Origin of the sequence: Micromonospora sp. PLK6-60 (assembly GCF_019890675.1) — a bacterium.
In the GTDB taxonomy this organism is placed as follows: Bacteria; Actinomycetota; Actinomycetes; order Mycobacteriales; family Micromonosporaceae; genus Micromonospora.
In genome coordinates, this window is record NZ_JAIOAA010000001.1 from 258,919 (window position 1) to 276,144 (window position 17,226).

At 75.7% G+C, this 17,226-nt stretch carries 15 protein-coding genes; 3 read left to right on the forward strand and 12 right to left on the reverse strand.

Translation table 11 applies throughout. The annotated features are described in order from the left end of the window. Positions 1-43 precede the first annotated feature (43 nt). A complete protein-coding gene (locus K7640_RS00995) occupies positions 44-493 on the reverse strand; it encodes a type II toxin-antitoxin system Phd/YefM family antitoxin (protein ID WP_222952727.1) in 450 nt (149 codons plus the stop codon). Positions 494-579: 86 nt separating this feature from the next. Then, entirely contained in the window at positions 580-2,331 is a 1,752-nt protein-coding gene (locus K7640_RS01000; protein WP_222952728.1) for a M28 family metallopeptidase, read from the reverse strand. Positions 2,332-2,652: 321 nt separating this feature from the next. Between K7640_RS01000 and K7640_RS01005 the strand changes: the two genes are divergently transcribed. Beyond that, entirely contained in the window at positions 2,653-3,864 is a 1,212-nt protein-coding gene (locus K7640_RS01005; RefSeq protein WP_308042388.1) for an FUSC family protein, read from the forward strand. On the opposite strand, the gene K7640_RS01010 is transcribed toward K7640_RS01005, so the two are convergent. From K7640_RS01010 to K7640_RS01040, 7 genes are all read right to left on the reverse strand, one after another. Next, positions 3,831-4,523 carry a dihydrofolate reductase family protein gene (locus tag K7640_RS01010; protein ID WP_222953110.1) on the reverse strand — a complete coding sequence of 231 codons (693 nt, stop codon included), beginning with the start codon at positions 4,521-4,523 and terminating at the stop codon, positions 3,831-3,833. The two genes, K7640_RS01005 and K7640_RS01010, sit on opposite strands and share 34 nt — an antisense overlap. Positions 4,524-4,538: 15 nt before the next feature. Continuing rightward, complete coding sequence (gene ribA / locus K7640_RS01015; RefSeq protein ID WP_222952729.1) at positions 4,539-5,189, reverse strand: GTP cyclohydrolase II; 651 nt, start codon at positions 5,187-5,189, stop codon at positions 4,539-4,541. Positions 5,190-5,247: 58 nt separating this feature from the next. Then, entirely contained in the window at positions 5,248-6,219 is a 972-nt protein-coding gene (locus K7640_RS01020) for a lysylphosphatidylglycerol synthase domain-containing protein (RefSeq protein WP_222953111.1), read from the reverse strand. Between the two features lie 83 nt (positions 6,220-6,302). Further along, a complete protein-coding gene (locus K7640_RS01025; RefSeq protein ID WP_222952730.1) occupies positions 6,303-7,124 on the reverse strand; it encodes a methyltransferase domain-containing protein in 822 nt (273 codons plus the stop codon). Beyond that, positions 7,121-8,161 carry a glycosyltransferase family 4 protein gene (locus tag K7640_RS01030; RefSeq protein ID WP_222952731.1) on the reverse strand — a complete coding sequence of 347 codons (1,041 nt, stop codon included), beginning with the start codon at positions 8,159-8,161 and terminating at the stop codon, positions 7,121-7,123. The genes K7640_RS01025 and K7640_RS01030 overlap by 4 nt, the downstream gene beginning before the upstream one ends. Beyond that, positions 8,158-8,556: a 6-carboxytetrahydropterin synthase gene (locus K7640_RS01035; RefSeq protein ID WP_222952732.1), complete on the reverse strand. Its 399-nt coding sequence runs from the start codon at positions 8,554-8,556 to the stop codon at positions 8,158-8,160. Before K7640_RS01035 ends, K7640_RS01030 begins: the two co-directional genes overlap by 4 nt. Positions 8,557-8,559: 3 nt before the next feature. Then, complete coding sequence (locus K7640_RS01040) at positions 8,560-9,540, reverse strand: zinc-binding alcohol dehydrogenase (RefSeq protein WP_222952733.1); 981 nt, start codon at positions 9,538-9,540, stop codon at positions 8,560-8,562. Positions 9,541-9,656: 116 nt separating this feature from the next. Here K7640_RS01040 and K7640_RS01045 point away from each other — a divergent pair, with 116 nt between their 5' ends. Continuing rightward, on the forward strand, positions 9,657-10,547 hold the full coding sequence (locus tag K7640_RS01045; protein ID WP_222952734.1) for a CDP-alcohol phosphatidyltransferase family protein: 891 nt from the start codon (positions 9,657-9,659) through the stop codon (positions 10,545-10,547). Positions 10,548-10,579: 32 nt separating this feature from the next. Then, positions 10,580-12,460 carry a sulfatase-like hydrolase/transferase gene (locus K7640_RS01050; RefSeq protein WP_308042390.1) on the forward strand — a complete coding sequence of 627 codons (1,881 nt, stop codon included), beginning with the start codon at positions 10,580-10,582 and terminating at the stop codon, positions 12,458-12,460. A gap of 454 nt (positions 12,461-12,914) precedes the next feature. Here K7640_RS01050 and K7640_RS01055 read toward each other — a convergent pair whose 3' ends face one another. From K7640_RS01055 to K7640_RS01065, 3 genes are all read right to left on the reverse strand, one after another. Continuing rightward, on the reverse strand, positions 12,915-13,625 hold the full coding sequence (locus K7640_RS01055) for a BTAD domain-containing putative transcriptional regulator (RefSeq protein WP_222952735.1): 711 nt from the start codon (positions 13,623-13,625) through the stop codon (positions 12,915-12,917). A gap of 122 nt (positions 13,626-13,747) precedes the next feature. Beyond that, positions 13,748-14,881, reverse strand: a complete 1,134-nt coding sequence (locus K7640_RS01060) for a hypothetical protein (protein WP_222952736.1) — start codon at positions 14,879-14,881, stop codon at positions 13,748-13,750. Positions 14,882-14,891: 10 nt separating this feature from the next. Next, positions 14,892-17,225, reverse strand: a complete 2,334-nt coding sequence (locus K7640_RS01065; RefSeq protein WP_222952737.1) for a hypothetical protein — start codon at positions 17,223-17,225, stop codon at positions 14,892-14,894. Position 17,226 lies beyond the last annotated feature (1 nt).

The window sequence follows — 17,226 nt, forward strand, 5'->3', positions numbered from 1 at the left end:
GGGGCTGCGGGAAGGGTCGGTCGGCGGCGATCACGGGTGGCGGCTAGCCCGCCTCCGCCGGTCGGGCCGACCCGGGTGGCAGGTCCCGCAGCAGGTCGGCGTGGGCGGCGCGGAGCCGGTCCAGCGCCGGATCACCGCCGGGGCGGGACCGGCGGTCCAGCTCGGCCCAGGCCTCGGCCAGGGCCGCGGTGACCGCGCGCAGCTCGGCGGCGTGCCGGCGGGCGCTCTGCCGGTGGGCCTGGTCGAGGCGGCGGGCCCAGCCGGCGGTGACGGCGGCGACCCGGTCGGCGTCGGCGCGGGCCTGTGCGCCGGTGCGGGCGGCGCCGGCGGGGACGATCGCGGCGACCGGCCGGTGATCGCGGTCGCGGGTGAGCACGGTGACCGTGTCGGTCAGCTCGGCGAGGGCGACGAGTTGGGTGAGCCGGGTGCGGGCCTCGCGCAGCGGCACGGAGCGAGGCTGGTCGGCGTGGTCGAGGGGGGCGGAGGCAACCATGCCGTCATGCTGCCCGAGGGGTACGACAATCGATGCCCGACCGTCCGGAGGGGACGGACCGCGTGGCCCGTCCCCTCCGGCGCGGGTCAGCTCGCCTGCAGGGTCACGTCGTCGATGACGAAGCTGGTCTGCAGGGAGGCGTCCTCCACCCCGGTGAACTTCAGGGTGACGGTCTGGCCGGCGTACGCGGCGGCGTTGAACGTGCGCAGCTGGTAGCCGCTGGCCCGGTTGAGGTTCGAGTAGGTGGCCAGGGTGGTGGTGCCGAGCTGCACGGTGAGTTTGTCGTAGGCGGTGGTGCTGGTCGTCTCGGCGCTGTCGATGTGCAGGTAGAAGGCGAGGGTGTAGGTCGCGCAGCCGGCCGGGACGGTCAGCGACTGGGACAGCGTGTCGGTGCGGCTGGTGCCGTACCCGTTCAGCCAGGCCTTGTAGGAGCCGGTGCGGGCCGGCTGGCTGGCCGAGTTGGTGATGACGCCCGAGCTGGCGGTCCACGGGGCGGTGCCGGACTCGAAGCTGCTGTTGCCGACGACCTGGCCGCCGGCGCAGCCGCCGGTGCCGGTGACGGTGAGGCTGTAGGTGGCGGTCCGGGTGACCGAGCCGGTGCCGGTGACCGTGAGGGTGAAGGTGCCGGTGGTGGCCGTGGACGAGGCGCTGACGGTCATGGTGGAGGTGCCGCCGGAGGTCACCGACGACGGGCTGAAGGAGACCGTCACGCCGCTGGGCGCGCCGCTGGCGGACAGGCTCACGGTCTGGGCGCTGCCGCTGGTGGTGGCGGTGCTGACCGTGGCGGTGGTGGCGGCGCCCCGGGCGACGCTGCCGGAGGTCGGGCTGACCGACACCGAGAAGTCGTTGGTGGGGGTGCCGGTGCCGACGGCGAGCTGCCAGATGGCGTACGCGATGCCGTCCGCGCTGCGGTTGAGGATTGTGGTGTTGATGTTGCTGGTGGTGTCGCAGGCGCGGTGGTAGCAGCCGTCGTACGCCGCCCCGGCGGTGCCGCCCCACTTGCTGGCCTGGGCGGAGGTCTTGGTGTAGCTGGCGCCGGCGGCGTACCCGGAGGTGGGGATGCCGGCGTTGTTGAACGAGTAGTCGTCGGAGCGGCCGGCGCCCTCGGTGTTCTCCTCCGGCTGGAGCCCGAAGGAGTCCCAGTACGCCTTCAGCGGGGCCGCCGTGGTGGAGGTGATCCGGTTGATGAAGTAGCCGCCGTTGGGCGAGCCCACCATGTCGAAGTTGTAGTAGCCCTTGATGTAGCCGCGCTGGGTGGTCGACAGCGAGTTGACGTAGTGCTTCGAGCCCTGCAGGCCCTGCTCCTCGCCGTTCCACCAGGCGAACCGCACCCGCTTGGTCATGCTCGGGTTCTGGCTGGCCAGCACCAGCGCGTTCTCCAGCAGGCTGGCCGAGCCGGACCCGTTGTCGTTGATGCCCGGGCCGGCGGCGACGCCGTCGAGGTGGGCGCCGAACATCACCACCTGGTCGGCGGGGCCCTGCGGCCACTCGGCGATCAGGTTGCTGCCGGGGTAGGTGCAGGAGGTGCAGTTCTGCTCGGTCACCGTGTAGCCGGCGGCCTGGAGCTTGCCCTTCACGTACGCGACGGAGGCGGTGTAGCCGGCGGAGCCGGCCCGCCGGTTGCCGCCGTTGCTGGTGGCGATGCTGTTGAACTGGGTCAGGTGGGCCTGGACGTTGGTGATCGAGATGTCCGGGGCGGCCAGGGCGGCCAGCGGTGCGGCCGCGGTGACCGGTTTCGCCGCGATGGTCGCGGAGGCTTGCGGCGCGGCCAGCGTCACCGTGGTGGTGGCGGCGACGACGGCGAGCGTGACACCCGCGGTCAACGTTGTGCGTCTCATGGGGCTCCTCGGTGCGGGGGTGGGTGTCCGGGTCCGACGATCCCGTTCCCGGGTGACGGGGCGGGTGGGGGTCGCCGCGGCTCGGGGGCGGCCACGGCGGTCGACCCGGGAAGCACACACTGACATGCATCGATCTGCGGGGTCAACAGTGGATTTTCCGGCCGCGCGCCGGCCACCACGGCAACCGGTAGACCCCGGCGGCCGCCACCGTCGTGACCGGTTAGGACCATCCCCCACCTGGGTAGATGTGCGGGCACGAACCGGTGCGGCACGGCACCCGGCGCGTCACCGGTCAACGACGAACCGACAAGGGAGCCAGGGGTGCCGAGGGTGCGGGAGTGGTGGCGGTCTGCGCGTGACCGGCTGCGGGGAAACTGGCGACCGATCGTGGAGGCGACGGTGGCGGCCACCGTCGCCTGGGTGCTCGCGGCCCGGGTGATCGGGCACCCCGACCCGTTCTTCGCCCCGAGCGCCGCGCTGGTGGTGCTCGGTGAGGCCCGGGGGCAGCGGGTCCGGCAGACGGTGGAGATGGTGCTCGGGGTCGCCGCCGGGGTGCTCGTCGCCGAACTGGTGGTGCACGCGCTCGGGCCCGGCTACACCACCATCTTCCTCGTCCTGCTGGCCACCATCGGGCTGATGGTGGCGCTCGGGGCGAGCAGCACCCTCACCGTGCAGGCGGCCATCTCCGCGCTGTACCTGGTGGTGGTCGCCGCGCCCAAGGGCGACTTCATGCCGTTCCGGTTCGTCGACGCGCTGATCGGTGGCGCGGTCGCGCTGGCCGTGAGCCAGCTCGTGTCGGTCCGCGACCCGATCGCCCCGCTGGCCACCGAGGCCCGCCAGGCGTACGCCGACCTGGCCGGCGTGGTCGACGACGTGGCGGCGGCGCTGGAGCGGTGCGACGAGACGGCCGCGCGGGCCGCGCTGGACCGCGCGCGGGAGGTCGACGGCTGCGTGGAACGGCTGCGGATCGCCGTGCGGGCCTGCGGCGAGGCGCTGCGGCTGCGGGTGCGCGGCCGCCGGCAGCTCGACCGGATCGACGAGGTCGAGACGACCGCCCGGCAGCTCGACTACGCGGCCCGCAACATCCGGGTGCTGGCCCGCGCCGGCGCCACCCTGACCCGCCGGCACACCGCCACCCCGGCCGAGCTCAGCGCCGCCATCCGGGCGCTCGCCGACGCGGTCCGCGCCGCCGGCGAGGCGCTCGCCACCGACCTGGCCGGTGAGGCGGCGGCGGAGCGGCACGCCGGGCGGGCCGACGACGCGGCGCTGGAGGCGGTGCGGATCGGCGCGCGGCTGCTGGCGGCGCACCCACCGCTGCCGCTCGCCATGATCGTCGGGCAGATCCGGGCGACCGCGATCGACCTGCTGCGCGGCACGCTGGGCGACGACGCGGCGGTGCTGGACCGGGTGGACGAGGCCCTCGGCCTGCCCAGCGCCGACCAGCCCACCCCGTTGCCGTGCCCGCCGGCCGACGAGCCGGACCGGGACGGCACCTGCCCTCAGCCCGCCGGGCAGCGGTCGGACAGCGCGTAGCGCACCAGCACCACGTCGTCGATCTGGCGTACCTCGGCCACCCGGGCGCGGCGGCCCGGATGCCACGGGAACCGCCCGTCGCCGACGAACCGGGGCGCCCGGCCGTCGCCGACGAAGAACGGCGCGAGCACCAGGTGCAGCTCGTCGGCGAGGCCGGCGGCGAGGAACTGGGCGTGCACCTGCGCGCCGCCCTCCACCATCAGCCGGCCCACCCCCCGGCCGGCCAGGTCGGCGAGCACCCGGGCGGGGTCGACCGGCTCACCGCCGTCGACCACCGTCGCCAGGTGCCCCAGGCGCTCCCGGGTCTTGTCCCACGCCGCGGAGCCGCAGTAGACGATCCGGTCGGCGTCGCCGACGGTGAAGAACCGGGCCGCCGGGTCCAGGTCGCCGCTGCCGGTCACGGTCACCTTGGTCGGCGACGGCGGCAGCCCGCGCGCCACCCGCAGCTCCCGGTGCCGGGGCGAGCGGACCAGCAGCCGCGGGTCGTCCCGGCGGACGGTGGCGGCCCCGACCAGGATCGCGTCGGCCTCCGCCCGGACCGCGTCCACCCGGTCGAGGTCGGAGTCGTTGGACAGCAACAGCCGCTCGTCGGTGGCGTCGTCGATGTAACCGTCGATCGACATGGCGCAGCTGAGCAGCACGTACGGGCGGCGGCCCACGGCGGACACCGCCGCTCAGCCGACGGTGGGCAGGTCGGCCACGTGCGCCCCGCGGCTGGCCTTCGCGGCCAGGTAGCCGGCGTTGGCCGGGGACAGGAACACCCCGGTCGGCACCTGACCGGTGACCGTCACCCCGTACCGGCGCAGCTGCTCGGACTTGTCCGGGTTGTTGGTCAGCAGCGCCGCCCGGCGCACGTCCAGCGCGGCCAGCATCTGCGCGGCCACCGCGTAGTCCCGCTCGTCCTCCTGGTGCCCCAGGGCCACGTTGGCCTCGTAGGTGTCCAGACCGGCGTCCTGCAACGCGTACGCGTCGAGCTTCGGGTAGAGGCCGATGCCCCGCCCCTCCTGACGCAGGTAGAGCAGGAAACCGCCGGCGTCGGCGATCCGCTCCACCGCCTCCCGCAGCTGCGGCCCGCAGTCGCAGCGCTGGCTGCCGAAGACGTCGCCGGTCAGGCACTCGCTGTGCGGGCGGACCAGCGGCGGCTCGCCGGTCCCCTGCCGCCGCACCGCGGCCGCGAAGTCACCCAGGCCGACCGCGAGGTGCTCCCGGGCGTCGACCAGCCCGTCGAAGGTGAAGACCCGACCGGTGGTGGCGTACCCGTCGGGAAACCGCAGAGGCACCGAGACCTGGGTACGGATGGTGGCAAGGGGCAGCGTGTGGTCCATGTGTCTCCTCCGTGCGGCGCCGGTGGCGGGGTCACCCGGCGCAAGGTCACATACCCACTCAACCACCGTTTCGCGCCTGTTGCCCGCCCCGCCCGCGACGGGGCCGCCAGCGGGTGGCCAGCACCACGGCGCCGGGCAGGCTCGCCACCAGCACCAGCGCCCCGTACACGGTGGCGGTGGCCACACCCTGGGCGGCGCTGAGGCCGGCGGCGCCGAACGCCCACGCCGCCACCCCCTCGCGCGGCCCGAACCCGCCGACGTTCGCCGGCACCGCCATGGCCAGCAGCGCCAGCAGGGTCAGCGGCAGCAGCTCGGCCAGCGGCGCGGTGGCCCCGGCGGTGCGCGCCGCCACCAGGAAGGTGACCAGATGCCCGCCGACCGCCACCGCGGAGGCCAGCACCACCCCGGCCCAGGTGCGCCGGGCGAGCACCCCGGCGCGCAGGTCGGCGGCGGCCACCCGCAGCGGCCGCAGCCAGCGGGCCGGGGCGCGCGACGGCGCCGCCCGGGCCAGCAGCACCGCGCCGAGCAGGACCACGGCCAGCAGCCCCAACACCACCGGCAGCAGCGGCCGCACCGGCGACGGGAAGGCCAGCAACACCGCCGCGGCCAGCGCCACCTGCACCACCTGCCCCGCAGTGCGCTCCCACACCACGGCCCGGACGCCCCGGCCGACGTCGCCCGCGTCGCGCCCGCTGCGCACCGCCCGGTGCACGTCCCCGAGCACCCCGCCGGGCAGGGTGGCGTTCAGGAACACCGCCCGGTAGCACTGCGCCACCGCCCCGACCAGCGGCAGCGGCACGCCGAGGCCGCCCGCGACCAGTCGCCACCGCCAGGCGCAGCAGACGGTGGTCAGCGCGCCGATGCCGAGCGCCGCGGCGACCGCCGGGGCGTCGATCAGGCGCAGGCCGTGCAGGAACGGGCCGACGCCCACCCCCCACAGCAGCCCGGCGAGCAGCACCAGCCCGGCGAGCGGGCGGACCGCGACGCGCAGGGCCCGCCCGATCCCGGGCCGCGCCGTGGTGGCGGGCACGAGCGCGGCGCACGTCGCTTCCAACAGGTCCTCCCCCAGCCGTACCGTCTCACCTACCGGTACGGGCCGGGACGCCGCCCGGTTCAGCCCAGGCCGACAAGAAGATCGTCGTGGCCCAGCTCCACCCGCAGCCGGCCGGCCGCGATTTGGTCCAGCCGCCGCCGGGCGTACGCCCGCGCGGGCCCGGCCAGCTCGGGCCGCTGCTCGCCGGCGGCGGCCAGCCAGCCGGTGAGCCAGGCGGTGATCAGTTCGCCGTCGTCCGGGCCCAGCCGCCACGGGCTGGGTCGGCGGCGCACGTCGACGCCCCGCCGGTCGAAGGCCGCCACGGCGGCGTCCACCGCGTCCGGGCCGAGCAGCCGGCGCCCGTCGACGGTGCGCCGCTGGTGGTCGTTGAACGCGGCGGCGAGCTCGGCGTCCAGCGGTTCCGCCGGGGTGAACGCCACCCGGCCGGTCACCGAGACCATCAGCAGCGTGGGGCAGCCGGCGCCGACGCACGCGTCGACCATCCGGTCCAGCTCCTCGGCGGTGAGCATGTCCAGCAGCGCGGAGGCGGTGATCAGGCCGGCGCCGGCCAGGTCGGCGGCGGTGAGCCGGGTCAGGTCGGCGCGTCGGGTGCGCACCTGGACCGGCGCGCCGTCGTCCGCGCGCAGCTCACCGGTGCCGGCGGCCCGGGCCAGCAGGGCGGCGTCCCGGTCGTACAGGGTCCACCGTTGCGCCCCGGGCAGCTGTGGAGCCAGCCAGCGCACCACCGACCCGACGCCGCAGCCCAGGTCGTGCACCGCCAGCGGGCCGGCGGCGGGCCGGTCCCGCAGCAGCGCCACGAACTCCGGTGCCCGGGCGGCCGCATCGGCGGCCTCCCGCAACCGCAGCCACGCCGCGAACTCGGCGGGATCGTCGTCGGTCATGCCGGTGCCACCTCCGTCAGGGCGTCCGCCAGGGACGCCGTGGTGACCGTCCAGTCGGTCAGGGTGCCGCGCCGGCCGCGCGCGGCGGCCCGCAGCGAGCGGCGCAGTGCGGCGTCGCCCAGCCAGTCGCGCAGCGCCCCGGCCAGCGCCGCCGGGTCCGCCGGAGGCACCAGCAGGCCCGGTCGCCGCCCGTCCGGGGCGTGGCCCACCGCCTCCGGCACACCGCCGACCGCGCTGGTCAGCACCGGCACGCCGCGGGCCAGGGCCTCGGTGAGGACCATCCCGTACGTCTCGGCGTGCGACGGCAGCACCAGCAGGTCGGCGGCGGCGTACGCGGCGGCGAGCCGCTCGCCGACCAGCGGGCCGGCCAGCCGCACCCGGTCGGCCAGTCCCGCCCCGGCCAGGCGCACGCGCAGCCGGTCGACGAACTCCGGCGCCCGGGTCAGCGCCCCCACCCAGGTGCACCGCCAGTCCAGCCCGGCCAGCTCGGCCAGCGCCTCGACCAGCACGTCGTGCCCCTTGTGCGGGGTGACCGCGGCGACGCAGAGCAGTTCCGTCCCGGCCGGCGAGCCGGGCGCCACCGCCGCCGGGTCGACCCCCGGGCGGGCCACCCGCACCCGGTCACCGCCCAGCCCGTACGCCTCGACGAGCCGGCGCCGGGTCCACTCGCTGGTGGCGACCACCACGGTGGCCGCCGCCAGGACCCGGGCCTCGGCCTCGTCGTCGCGCGGCAGGTGCACCAGCACCACCAGCCGCAGCCGGCCGGCGTGCGGGGTGAGCTGCGCCGGCGACACCGAGGCGAGCAGGCCGTCGAGCAGCACGGTCGCCCCGTCGGGCAGCGCGGCCAGCACCCCGGCCAGCGCCGCCCGGTCGGCGGGCGAGGGCCGGGGCCAGTCGCCGGGCACCGGGTGCTCCCGCACCGACCAGCCAGCCGCCGCCAGCCCCGCGCAGACCCGCCGGTCGTACGTGTTGCCGCCGCTGGGCATGGCCGGATCGTCCACCCCGGCCGGCAGCACGACGTGTACCCCCCGCGTCATAGGGTCCGGTCGTAGCTGGCCCAGGCGACGTGCGACTCGTGCAGGGTGACGGTGATGCCGGTCAGCCCCTGCGCCCCCGGGCCCAGGTCACCCGCGTCGATCCGGTCGGCGAGCCGGTCGGCGATGACCCGGGACAGCACCTCGGTGGTGGTGTTCACCCCGGCGAACGCCGGTTCCTCGTCGAGGTTGCGGTAGGTGAGCTCGCCCAGCACCGCCTTGAGCTGGTCGGTGGCCAGGCCGATGTCGACCACGATGCCGTTCTCGTCGAGGTCCGGCCGGCGGAACGTGGCGTCGACGACGAAGGTCGCCCCGTGCAGTCGCTGGGCCGGGCCGAACACCTCGCCTTGGAAACTGTGGGCGATCATGATGTGGTCACGCACCGTCACGCTGAACAAGGATCACTCTCCGTCGTAGGTGATGAGGTGGCAGAGCGCGGGCAGGCTGCCCGCGGTGAGCCGGGGAAGCACGTCGGGCAGCTCGCGGAACGCGGACCGGCCGGTGATGAGCGCGTCGAACACCGGGTCGGCGAGCAGCTCCAGGGCCAACGCCAGCCGGTCGCCGTACGTGCGGGAGGAGCGGCGGGCCGGCGCGACCATGCCGACCTGGCTGCTGCGTACGGTCAGCCGTCCCGAGTGGAAGGCGCCGCCCAGCGACACCTGCACCGGGCGGTCGCCGTACCAGCTCAGTTCCAGCACGGTGCCCTCCGGCGCGAGCAGGTCCAGGGCCTGCTGCAGACCGGCGGAGCTGGCGCTGGCGTGCACCACCAGGTCCCGCCCGCCGGCGGCGTCGGCCGGGGCGGCGAAGTCCACGCCGAGCGCGGCGGCGACCGTCGCCCGCTCCGGGTCGGTGTCCACCAGCTGCACCCGGACGCCGGGGAAGCGGGCCAGCAGGGCGGCCACCGAGCAGCCCACCATGCCGGCGCCGATGACGGTGACCCGGTCACCGACCAGGGGTGGCGCGTCCCACAGCGCGTTCACCGCGGTCTCCACCGTGCCGGCCAGCACCGCCCGCGCCGCCGGCACCGATTCGGGTACGGGGGTCACGGCGTCGGCCGGCACCACGTACGCGCTCTGGTGCGGGTGCAGGCAGAAGACCGTCCGGCCGCGCAGTTCGGCCGGGCCCGCCTCGACCTCGCCCACGCTCAGGTAGCCGTACTTGACCGGGGCCGGGAAGTCGCCGTCCTGGAACGGGGCGCGCATGGCCGCGTACTGGCTCGGCGGGACCGCGCCGGCGAAGACCAGGGTCTCGGTGCCCCGGCTCACCCCCGAGTAGCGGGCCCGGACCAGCACCTCGTCCGGGCCGGGCTCGGGCAGCCGCACCGGCCGGATCTCGCCCGCTCCGGGCGAGCGGAGCCAGAAGGCCTCGGCCTGTCGCGTCACCGCGCGTTCCTCCCTCGTCGGCATCCCGTCCGGGCCTTCGGGTTTCAGACCGAACCGTTCGGTCACGTTTCCCGTGTTGATGGTCAGGGTTTGTCGATCATAGTCACGGAGGAAGTGTGCGCACGGTTCGAAACAGCCCGGTCACCGGCCTGGCCGGCCAGTTCGTCCTGCTGGCGGTGCTCGCCGCGACGGTGGGGCTCGGCGTGGTGGGCTGGCTGGTCGGGCTCGCGCACGGCCTGGCGCAGTACGGGCTGCTGCGCCGCGGCCTGCGCCTCGACGGCGCCCCGGGGCTGCGACCGGCCGACCGGGTGACCCTCGCCCGGGCCGTCCTGGTCGGCGGGGTGACGGCGCTGGCCGCGGACGTCCTCGCCGGCGGTCAGGTGCCGGCCGCCGTGCCGGTGTCGCTGGCCGGGGTGGCGCTCGCGCTGGACTGGGTGGACGGCCAGGTGGCCCGGCGCACCGGCACCGCCAGCGCGTTCGGCGCCCGCTTCGACATGGAGGTCGACGCCTTCCTGATCCTGGTGCTCAGCGCGTACGTGGCACCGGCCGTCGGCGGCTGGGCCCTGGCGATCGGCGCCATGCGGTACGCCTTCGTCGCGGCGAGCTGGCCGCTGCCCTGGCTGCGCGGTTCGCTGCCGGCGCGGCAGTGGCGCAAGGTGGTGGCCGCCGTGCAGGGTGTCGCCCTGGTCGGGGCCGCCGCCGGCGTGCTGCCCGGCCCGCTGGACACGGTGCTGGTGGCGGCGGCGCTGGCGCTGCTCGTCGAGTCGTTCACCCGCGACGTGTGGTGGCTGTGGCGGCACCGCGCGGGCGCCGGTTCGCTCCCCCGCCCCGGTCACCCCGCACGGCCGCTCCCCCACTCGGCGACGGCCACCGGCCGACCGGCGACGTCCGCTGACCGGCCGGTACCGTCGGCGCCCCGGCCCAGTGCGCCAGCTGGCCGGCCCGGGGCGGTGGCGCCGGCCGCGCCCGGCACTCCGGCGCGGCACCCCGCGCGGCAGGCCGCCTGACCAAGCACACCCCTGCGACCAGGAAGAAGGCCGTGCGCCCCGACGCGACATCCGACACCCCCGAGGTTCCGGGACCGACCGACCGGGACACTGCCCCGGCGCCCGCAGCACGCCGTCCGGCCGACGTGGACGCCGACGGCCCGGACGGCGACGCGGAGCAGGCCGACCCGCACCACGACGCGGAACCGGCCGACCCGCACCACGACGCGGAACCGGCCGACCCGCACCGGGACACGGGAGAGGTCAGCCCGAGCGGCGGGACGGAGCACGCCGGGCGAAGCGGCGACTCGCAGCGGGCCGGCCGTGGTCGGCGCGTCGTGGCGGTGGTGACCACGGTGCTGGCCGCGCTGCTCGTGCTGGCCGCGCTCACCGCGCCGAACCGGATCGACGCGCTGCGTCCCGCCGCGTTCGTCCGTATCCCGCTCGAGGCGCTGCTCGCCGCCGCGCTGCTGCTCGCCCTGCCCCGCCGGGCCGGCCGGGTGGTGGCCGCGCTGGTCGGCGCGGCGCTCGGCCTGCTGGCCGTGCTCAAGCTGCTCGACATGGGGTTCTTCGCGGCCCGGGCCCGGCCGTTCGATCCGGTGCTGGACTGGGCGATGCTGGACGACGCGCTGAGCTTCCTGGGCGACTCCGTCGGCCGGCCCGGCGCGATCGCCGCCGCCGTGGCGGCGGTGCTGCTCGCCGCCGGGCTGCTGCTGGCCAGCGCCCGTTCGGTGCTGCGGCTGACCCGATTGGCCCGCCGGCATCGCGCCGCCGCCACCCGGGTGGTGGCGACGCTGACCGTCGTGTGGACGGTCTGCGCCCTGTTCGGTGTGCGGACCGCGCCCGGGGTCGCGGTGGCCGACGCCAGCGCCGCCGCCCTCGTCCAGGATCGCGTCACCGGTGTGTGGGCGGGCCTGCACGACCGGGCGGATTTCGCCGCCCGGATCGGGGTGGACGCCTTCCGGGACGTCCCGGACGACCGGCTGCTGGCCGGGCTGCGCGGCAAGGACGTGGTCGTCTCGTTCGTGGAGAGCTACGGGCGGGTGGCGGTGGAGGACCCGCGGATCGGCCCGGGCGTGAACCGGGTGCTCGACGACGGCACCGCGCGGCTACGCGCCGCCGGCTTCGCCGCGCGCAGCGGGTGGCTGACCTCGCCGACGGCCGGCGGTGGTAGTTGGCTGGCGCACGCCACCCTGCTGTCCGGGTTGTGGGTCGACAACGAGCAGCGGCACACCGATCTGCTCGCCACCGACCGACTCACCCTCAACGGGGCGTTCCAGCGGGCCGGCTGGCAGACCGTCGGGGTGTTGCCGGCCGCCACCCAGCCCTGGCCGCAGAAGCGGTTCTACACCTACGACCGTTACTACGACGCGGAGCGCCTCGGCTACCAGGGGCCCAAGTTCAGCTACGCGCCGATGCCCGACCAGTACACGCTGGCAACCTTCCAGCGGCTGGAACGGGGCCGGCCGGGACACGCTCCGCTGATGGCGGAGATCCCGCTGGTGTCCAGCCACACCCCGTGGGCGCCGCTGCCCCGCCCGCTGGACTGGGCGCAGGCCGGTGACGGCGCGGCGTACGTGGGCATGCCGGCGCACGGCGAGTCGCCGGAGGCGGTGTGGCAGGACCCGGCGCGGGTCCGGTCGGCGTACGGCCGGTCGATCGAGTACTCGGTGGGCGTGCTGATCTCCTGGATGCAGCGGTACGGCGACGACGACCTGGTGCTGGTCTTCCTCGGCGACCACCAGCCGGCGCCGATCGTCACCGGCCCGGACGCCGGCCACGACGTGCCGATCACCGTGGTCGCCCGCGATCCGGCGGTGCTGGACCGGATCGCCGGTTGGGGTTGGCAGGACGGCCTGCGGCCCGGGCCGGACGCGCCGGTCTGGCCGATGGACACCTTCCGGGACCGCTTCCTCACCGCGTTCGCCCGCTGAGCAACGGTCGTCGGAGCCGATCGGCGCCGGCAGCCCGCGCGGCCTCGACCGCCCCGGGCCCGACGGTGCCCCAGACTGGCCGGCTGCCGGTACCCCCTCGCGTGCCCTGCCAACTTGATGTCGTAAACGAATCAGGCGGCCACGCTCGAACGCGTCGAGACGGGCAATGACCCTTCGCGTCAGCACGTATGCGCAGGTCACGAGGCAGGCCCGAGCACCGCCCGATGCCATCGACAACCATCGTGATTCGTTTACGACAGCAAGTTGGTAGGGCGCGCGAGGCACCGGCCCCCCGGAGTGACATCGACCGCAATCGTTGAGCTTGGCGCGATCATTGTCGTCAGGGCCGGGGAGGCACCGGCAGCGCTCGGGCGCACAGCGGCCAGCGATGTGCTTGCCGGCACCCACCGGAGCAGGCCCCACGCCCGCGGCACGGCCAGGTCTCACCGGCGGGTCAGCCGGCGAGCAGGGCGTCGGCGCGGACCAGGCGCTCCAGGTCCGGCGTGGGGCGCACCCCCAGCTCGCGGTCCAGGGTCGCCCGGAACACCTCCAGCCGGCGCACCGCCTCGGCGTAGTTGTGTTCGCCGAGGTGCGCGGTGATCAGCGCCCGGGTGGCGCTCTCCCGCAGCGGCTCCAGGTGCACGGCGGTCAGCGCCACCTGAATCGCCTCGCCGAAGCGACGTTCGGCGGTGAGCCGGGTGGCGAGCGCCTCCAGCGCGGACAGCCGCAGGTGTCGCAGCCGTTCCCGCTCGGCGAGGACCCAGTCGTCGTACCAGCCGGGCAGCAGTTCGCCGCCGAGGACATGGCCGGCGCGCAGGTCGACGGCCGTACCGTCGACCAGCCGGCCGGCGGTGGCGGCGAGCACCGCGACGTCGGTCTCCACCGTGTCGGAGAGCGCCAGCCGTTCCTCGCCGGTGACCAGCGGCACCGGGGTCAGCCGGTGCAGCCGCCACAGCGCGGTACGCAGGTTGGCGCGGGCCCGTTCCTCGCCGGAGTCCGGCCAGAGCAGGCCCGCCGCCTCGGCCCGGGCACGTTGCGGGTGCACGGCCAGCAGGGCGAGCAGTCGGCGCACGCTGTGCGGGGTGGGCAGCGACCGGCCGTCACGGTCGAGCGCGAAGCCGCCCAGCAGCCGCAGGTGGTACGGGACACGTTGCGTCGCAACCATGGGGAGCCCTTCGGTGATCCCGCCTCGGGCCTCCCACGTTCCGCCGAGCGCCGACCGCCGGTCAACGCTGTGTCGCGACCATGACCCGGGCTGCACCCGAACAGGTGCGCCGGCTCACCCGTTCAGCGCAGCCGGGTGAGGGTCTGCGCGTACGCCGTCCACTCCGCCGCGTCGCCCATGGTGGCGCCGACCTGGTTCTCCTTCATGATGGAGACCAGCTTCTCCGAGGATGTCTTGGCCAGCGCCCCGATGGTGTTGATCCCGGCCTTGACCAGCGCCTGCCGGGCCCGGGTGGGTACCGCGGTGAGGGTGGCGACGTCGCCGTCGGCGACGCTCTGCAGCGTGGTGTCGACGCCGAGCGCGGCGGCCACCGCGGCCGGTGCGCCGGTGGTGGTGCGCACCATCGCCGCCTCCCGCTCGCCCAGCTCCAGGACCATCCGGTCGAGGTTGTCGTAGACCCCGTCGGCGGGCAGCGTCCGCAGCACGTCGCGCACGGTCCGCCCGTCGGTGAGGATCTCGTCGCCGAAGACCCGGACGAACTCGTCGACCCGCACCTGCTGGGGAAAACGCCGCCGCGGGTCGTCGCGCTCGAACAGGTAGCGGTTGAGTTGGGCGGCGCCCTTGAGCTTGGTGCCGGCGACCGCGTCGACCCCGACGGTCTCCACCGCCGGCAGCACGACGGTGCCCTGTTTGGTCTGCCAGACGCTCACCTTCTTGTCGAGGAACATGGTGGTGCCCATGTAGCGGCCGAAGTCCAGCGCCGCGAGGGGGTAGTTCGGGTACCTGTCGACGACCAGCGGCCCGCCGGTGATGGGGCCGGAGTCGTGCGTGGCGGCGTTGAGCCGGTTCAGTTCGGCGCGGATCTCGTCGAGCAGCTTGCGCAGGCTGACCCGCATGGCGGCCAGGCAGGAGAACGCCTTGGCCACGTCGGTGCCGAGGTGGTCCAGGTCGTGTTCGATGCGGTGGAAGCGCTCGTTGAAGCCCAGCTCCCCGGTGGTCTGCCCGGCCTGCACCACGTCCTCGCCGTCCACCCAGTCGGTGTGGGTGAACGTCCGGACGAACGGCGGCGGCGCGCAGGACGGCTCGACGGCCGGGAACGACTCGGCGTAGTTGAAGACCCGCTTGGCGCTGCCGACGTTCTCGAAGATCCAGGAGGAGACCAGGACGCTGGCCTCGGACTTGTCGATCCCGGCCTTGGTGAAGGTCTCGTAGAGCTGGCCGACGGTCAGCCCGTCGTAGTTGATCTCGATGGCCATGGTGGTCCTCTCAGAGCTGGTCGTACACGCCGCGCTGTCGGCGCTGCCGGTACTGGCGGAAGGTGCGGGCCACGGCCGGGCGCAGCGGCTCGGCCGCCCCGTCGCCGTCGAGGTCGACGTGGTCGCGGCGCAGGGCGTACGTGTTGACCTCCACCCCGAGCGGGCAGACCCGGGTGAGGACGTTCATCAGCCGCTCGTACTGGGCCAGGGTGAGCGCCACCCCGTCGGGCAGTTCCACCCGGAACTCGTACGGGTCGGTCAGGCCGGTACGCACGTAGGAGAGCGCCACCACGGCGACCAGGCCGGGCGCGGTCGGCCGGAGCACGGTGCGGCTGCCCACCGCCTTGATCTCGCCCGCTCCCCCGCCCAGCCCGACGGTGTACCAGCGGAAGCCGGTGGCCCGCCGCTCGGACAGGTTGATCCCGGCCTCCGGCAGACCGATCACGCTCACCACCAGCAGCACCCGGTTGCCGCTGTCGACAAGCGGCAGCACGGCGGCGAGCCGGTTGTCCCGCAGCACCCCGACCAGCCGGGCCAGCCGGTCCACCGCGGCCGGCTGGTTGGCGACCAGGCCGGCGGCGAGGGCGGCGGGCAGCTCGACGGTCTCCACCAGTTCGTCCGGCAGTTGGTTCAGCGCGGCCACCACCGGCCCGGGGTCGCCGACGGCGGGCAGCCCGGCGGCGGCGAGGGCCAGCAGCACCGGCTGGCCCGCCGGTCGGGTGGGCACGGTGGCCCAGCGGGTCCGGGCCTGCGCGTCGGTCAGCCCGGCCCAGGCGGTCTCGCCGGCCCCGGTCCAGGCCGCTGCCGCGTCGGCCAGCCCGCCGAGCAGCAGCGCGTTGCCGCCCGGGTCGCCGGGGGCGTGGAACCGGGCCTGCACCGGCGTGGCGGCCTGCACGGCGGCGGTGGTCGGGGCGGTGACGGCCAGCCCCCGGGTGGGCAGGTGGGACAGGTAGAGGGTGGCGCTGTCGACCCGGTGCGCGGTGGGCAGCCCGCAGGCGCGCCACAGCCAGGCCGCCTCGGGGTCGGCCGCGGCGGTGGGCACCCCGGCCGCCCGGGCGGCGACGATCAGCGCCTCGGCGGTGGCGTCGGTCGTCACCGCCCGGCCGGTGTTCAGGATCCGGCCGCGCAGGTCGGCCAGTTGGGCGGCGGTGGGTGGGGTGACGTTCACCCCGAGGCCGAGCTCGTAGCGGCTGCCGCCGGCGTCGTCCTGGGCCCGCTTGACCTGCCAGGTCACGCTCGCGCCGAGCGCCCGGCAGACCCGGCCGGCCCGGTCCAGCGCGACCGCCAGCGGCGGCGCGACGCCGTGCGCGCTGTCGAAGGCGTACGACTGGCGCAGGCTGGCCCGCAGCGCGGTGATCTCGGCCAGCCGCCGGGCGGGCAGCGCCCGGGCGGCGTGGGTGGTGTTGTTGGGCGGGGTGTTGGCCGGCAGGATCAGCCGGTCCCGGCGCAGCTGGGCGAGGAAGTTGGTGCGGTGCTGGGCGCCGCCGACGGCGACCAGGGCCACCGCCACGGCGAACTGGTCGTCCTCCTCGCGCAGGGTGAACCGGGCGCCGCCGGGCAGGTCGGCGAAGAGCCCGGTGTTCGGGTCGGTCGGCGCGCCGGGGCCGTTCAGCAGCCGGCGTACGGCGCCGGGGGTGGGCAGCAGGAACCGGCGGTACAGGCCGAGCCGGGCGGCGTACGCGGCGTCGGGTTCCCGGCCCGGGTCGGGCAGCCGGCGGGCGTAGACCTCGCCGGTGGCGACGTCGTGCACCAGCTCGTCGATGAACCGGGGCACCCCGACGTCGGCGCCGATGCGGTCCAGCGCGTCGCGCCGGGCGTGCCCGAGCGTCCGGTAGGCGTGCACCTCGCGCAGCGCGCGGCGCAGCCGGTTCTTCTCGTACGTGGCCGCGTACAGCAGCCGGCCCAGGTTGCCCTCGACGACGGCCAGCTCCACCAGGTCGCGGGCGGCGGTGCCGGTGACCGCGGTGAAGGCGCCGTTCTCGGCGGCCCGCTCCACCCGCACGGTCACCCGGAAGGCGGGCACCAGCGGTTCGGCGGCGGTGTCCGGGGCGAGCACGGGCACCGACGCGCCGGCCGCCGACCAGGGGGCGAACACCCCGGCGGGCAGTTCGCCGCCGCCGTCGGGGGTGACCCGGACCCGGACGGTCTCCTCGCCGAGGTCGCGGCGCAGCACGGCGGTCAGCAGCGGGTGCCGGCTGGTCCAGTCGACGTCGGCGGTGCCGTCGGCGCCCAACGGCACCACCACCCGCCGCACGGTGCCCGCCCAGGGGCCCTCCAGCTGGTCGACGAGGTTGCGGTCGACGGACGGGTCCGCCCCGTCGACCGGTACCCGCAGGTCCGTCATG

Coding starts and splice junctions, on each gene's coding strand:
- K7640_RS00995 (WP_222952727.1), bottom strand. CDS start 493: ATGGTTGCCTCCGCCCCCCTCGACCACGCCGACCAGCCTCGCTCCGTG.
- K7640_RS01000 (WP_222952728.1), bottom strand. CDS start 2,331: ATGAGACGCACAACGTTGACCGCGGGTGTCACGCTCGCCGTCGTCGCC.
- ribA (WP_222952729.1), bottom strand. CDS start 5,189: ATGGACCACACGCTGCCCCTTGCCACCATCCGTACCCAGGTCTCGGTG.
- K7640_RS01025 (WP_222952730.1), bottom strand. CDS start 7,124: ATGACCGACGACGATCCCGCCGAGTTCGCGGCGTGGCTGCGGTTGCGG.
- K7640_RS01030 (WP_222952731.1), bottom strand. CDS start 8,161: ATGACGCGGGGGGTACACGTCGTGCTGCCGGCCGGGGTGGACGATCCG.
- K7640_RS01055 (WP_222952735.1), bottom strand. CDS start 13,625: ATGGTTGCGACGCAACGTGTCCCGTACCACCTGCGGCTGCTGGGCGGC.
- K7640_RS01060 (WP_222952736.1), bottom strand. CDS start 14,881: ATGGCCATCGAGATCAACTACGACGGGCTGACCGTCGGCCAGCTCTAC.
- K7640_RS01065 (WP_222952737.1), bottom strand. CDS start 17,225: ATGACGGACCTGCGGGTACCGGTCGACGGGGCGGACCCGTCCGTCGAC.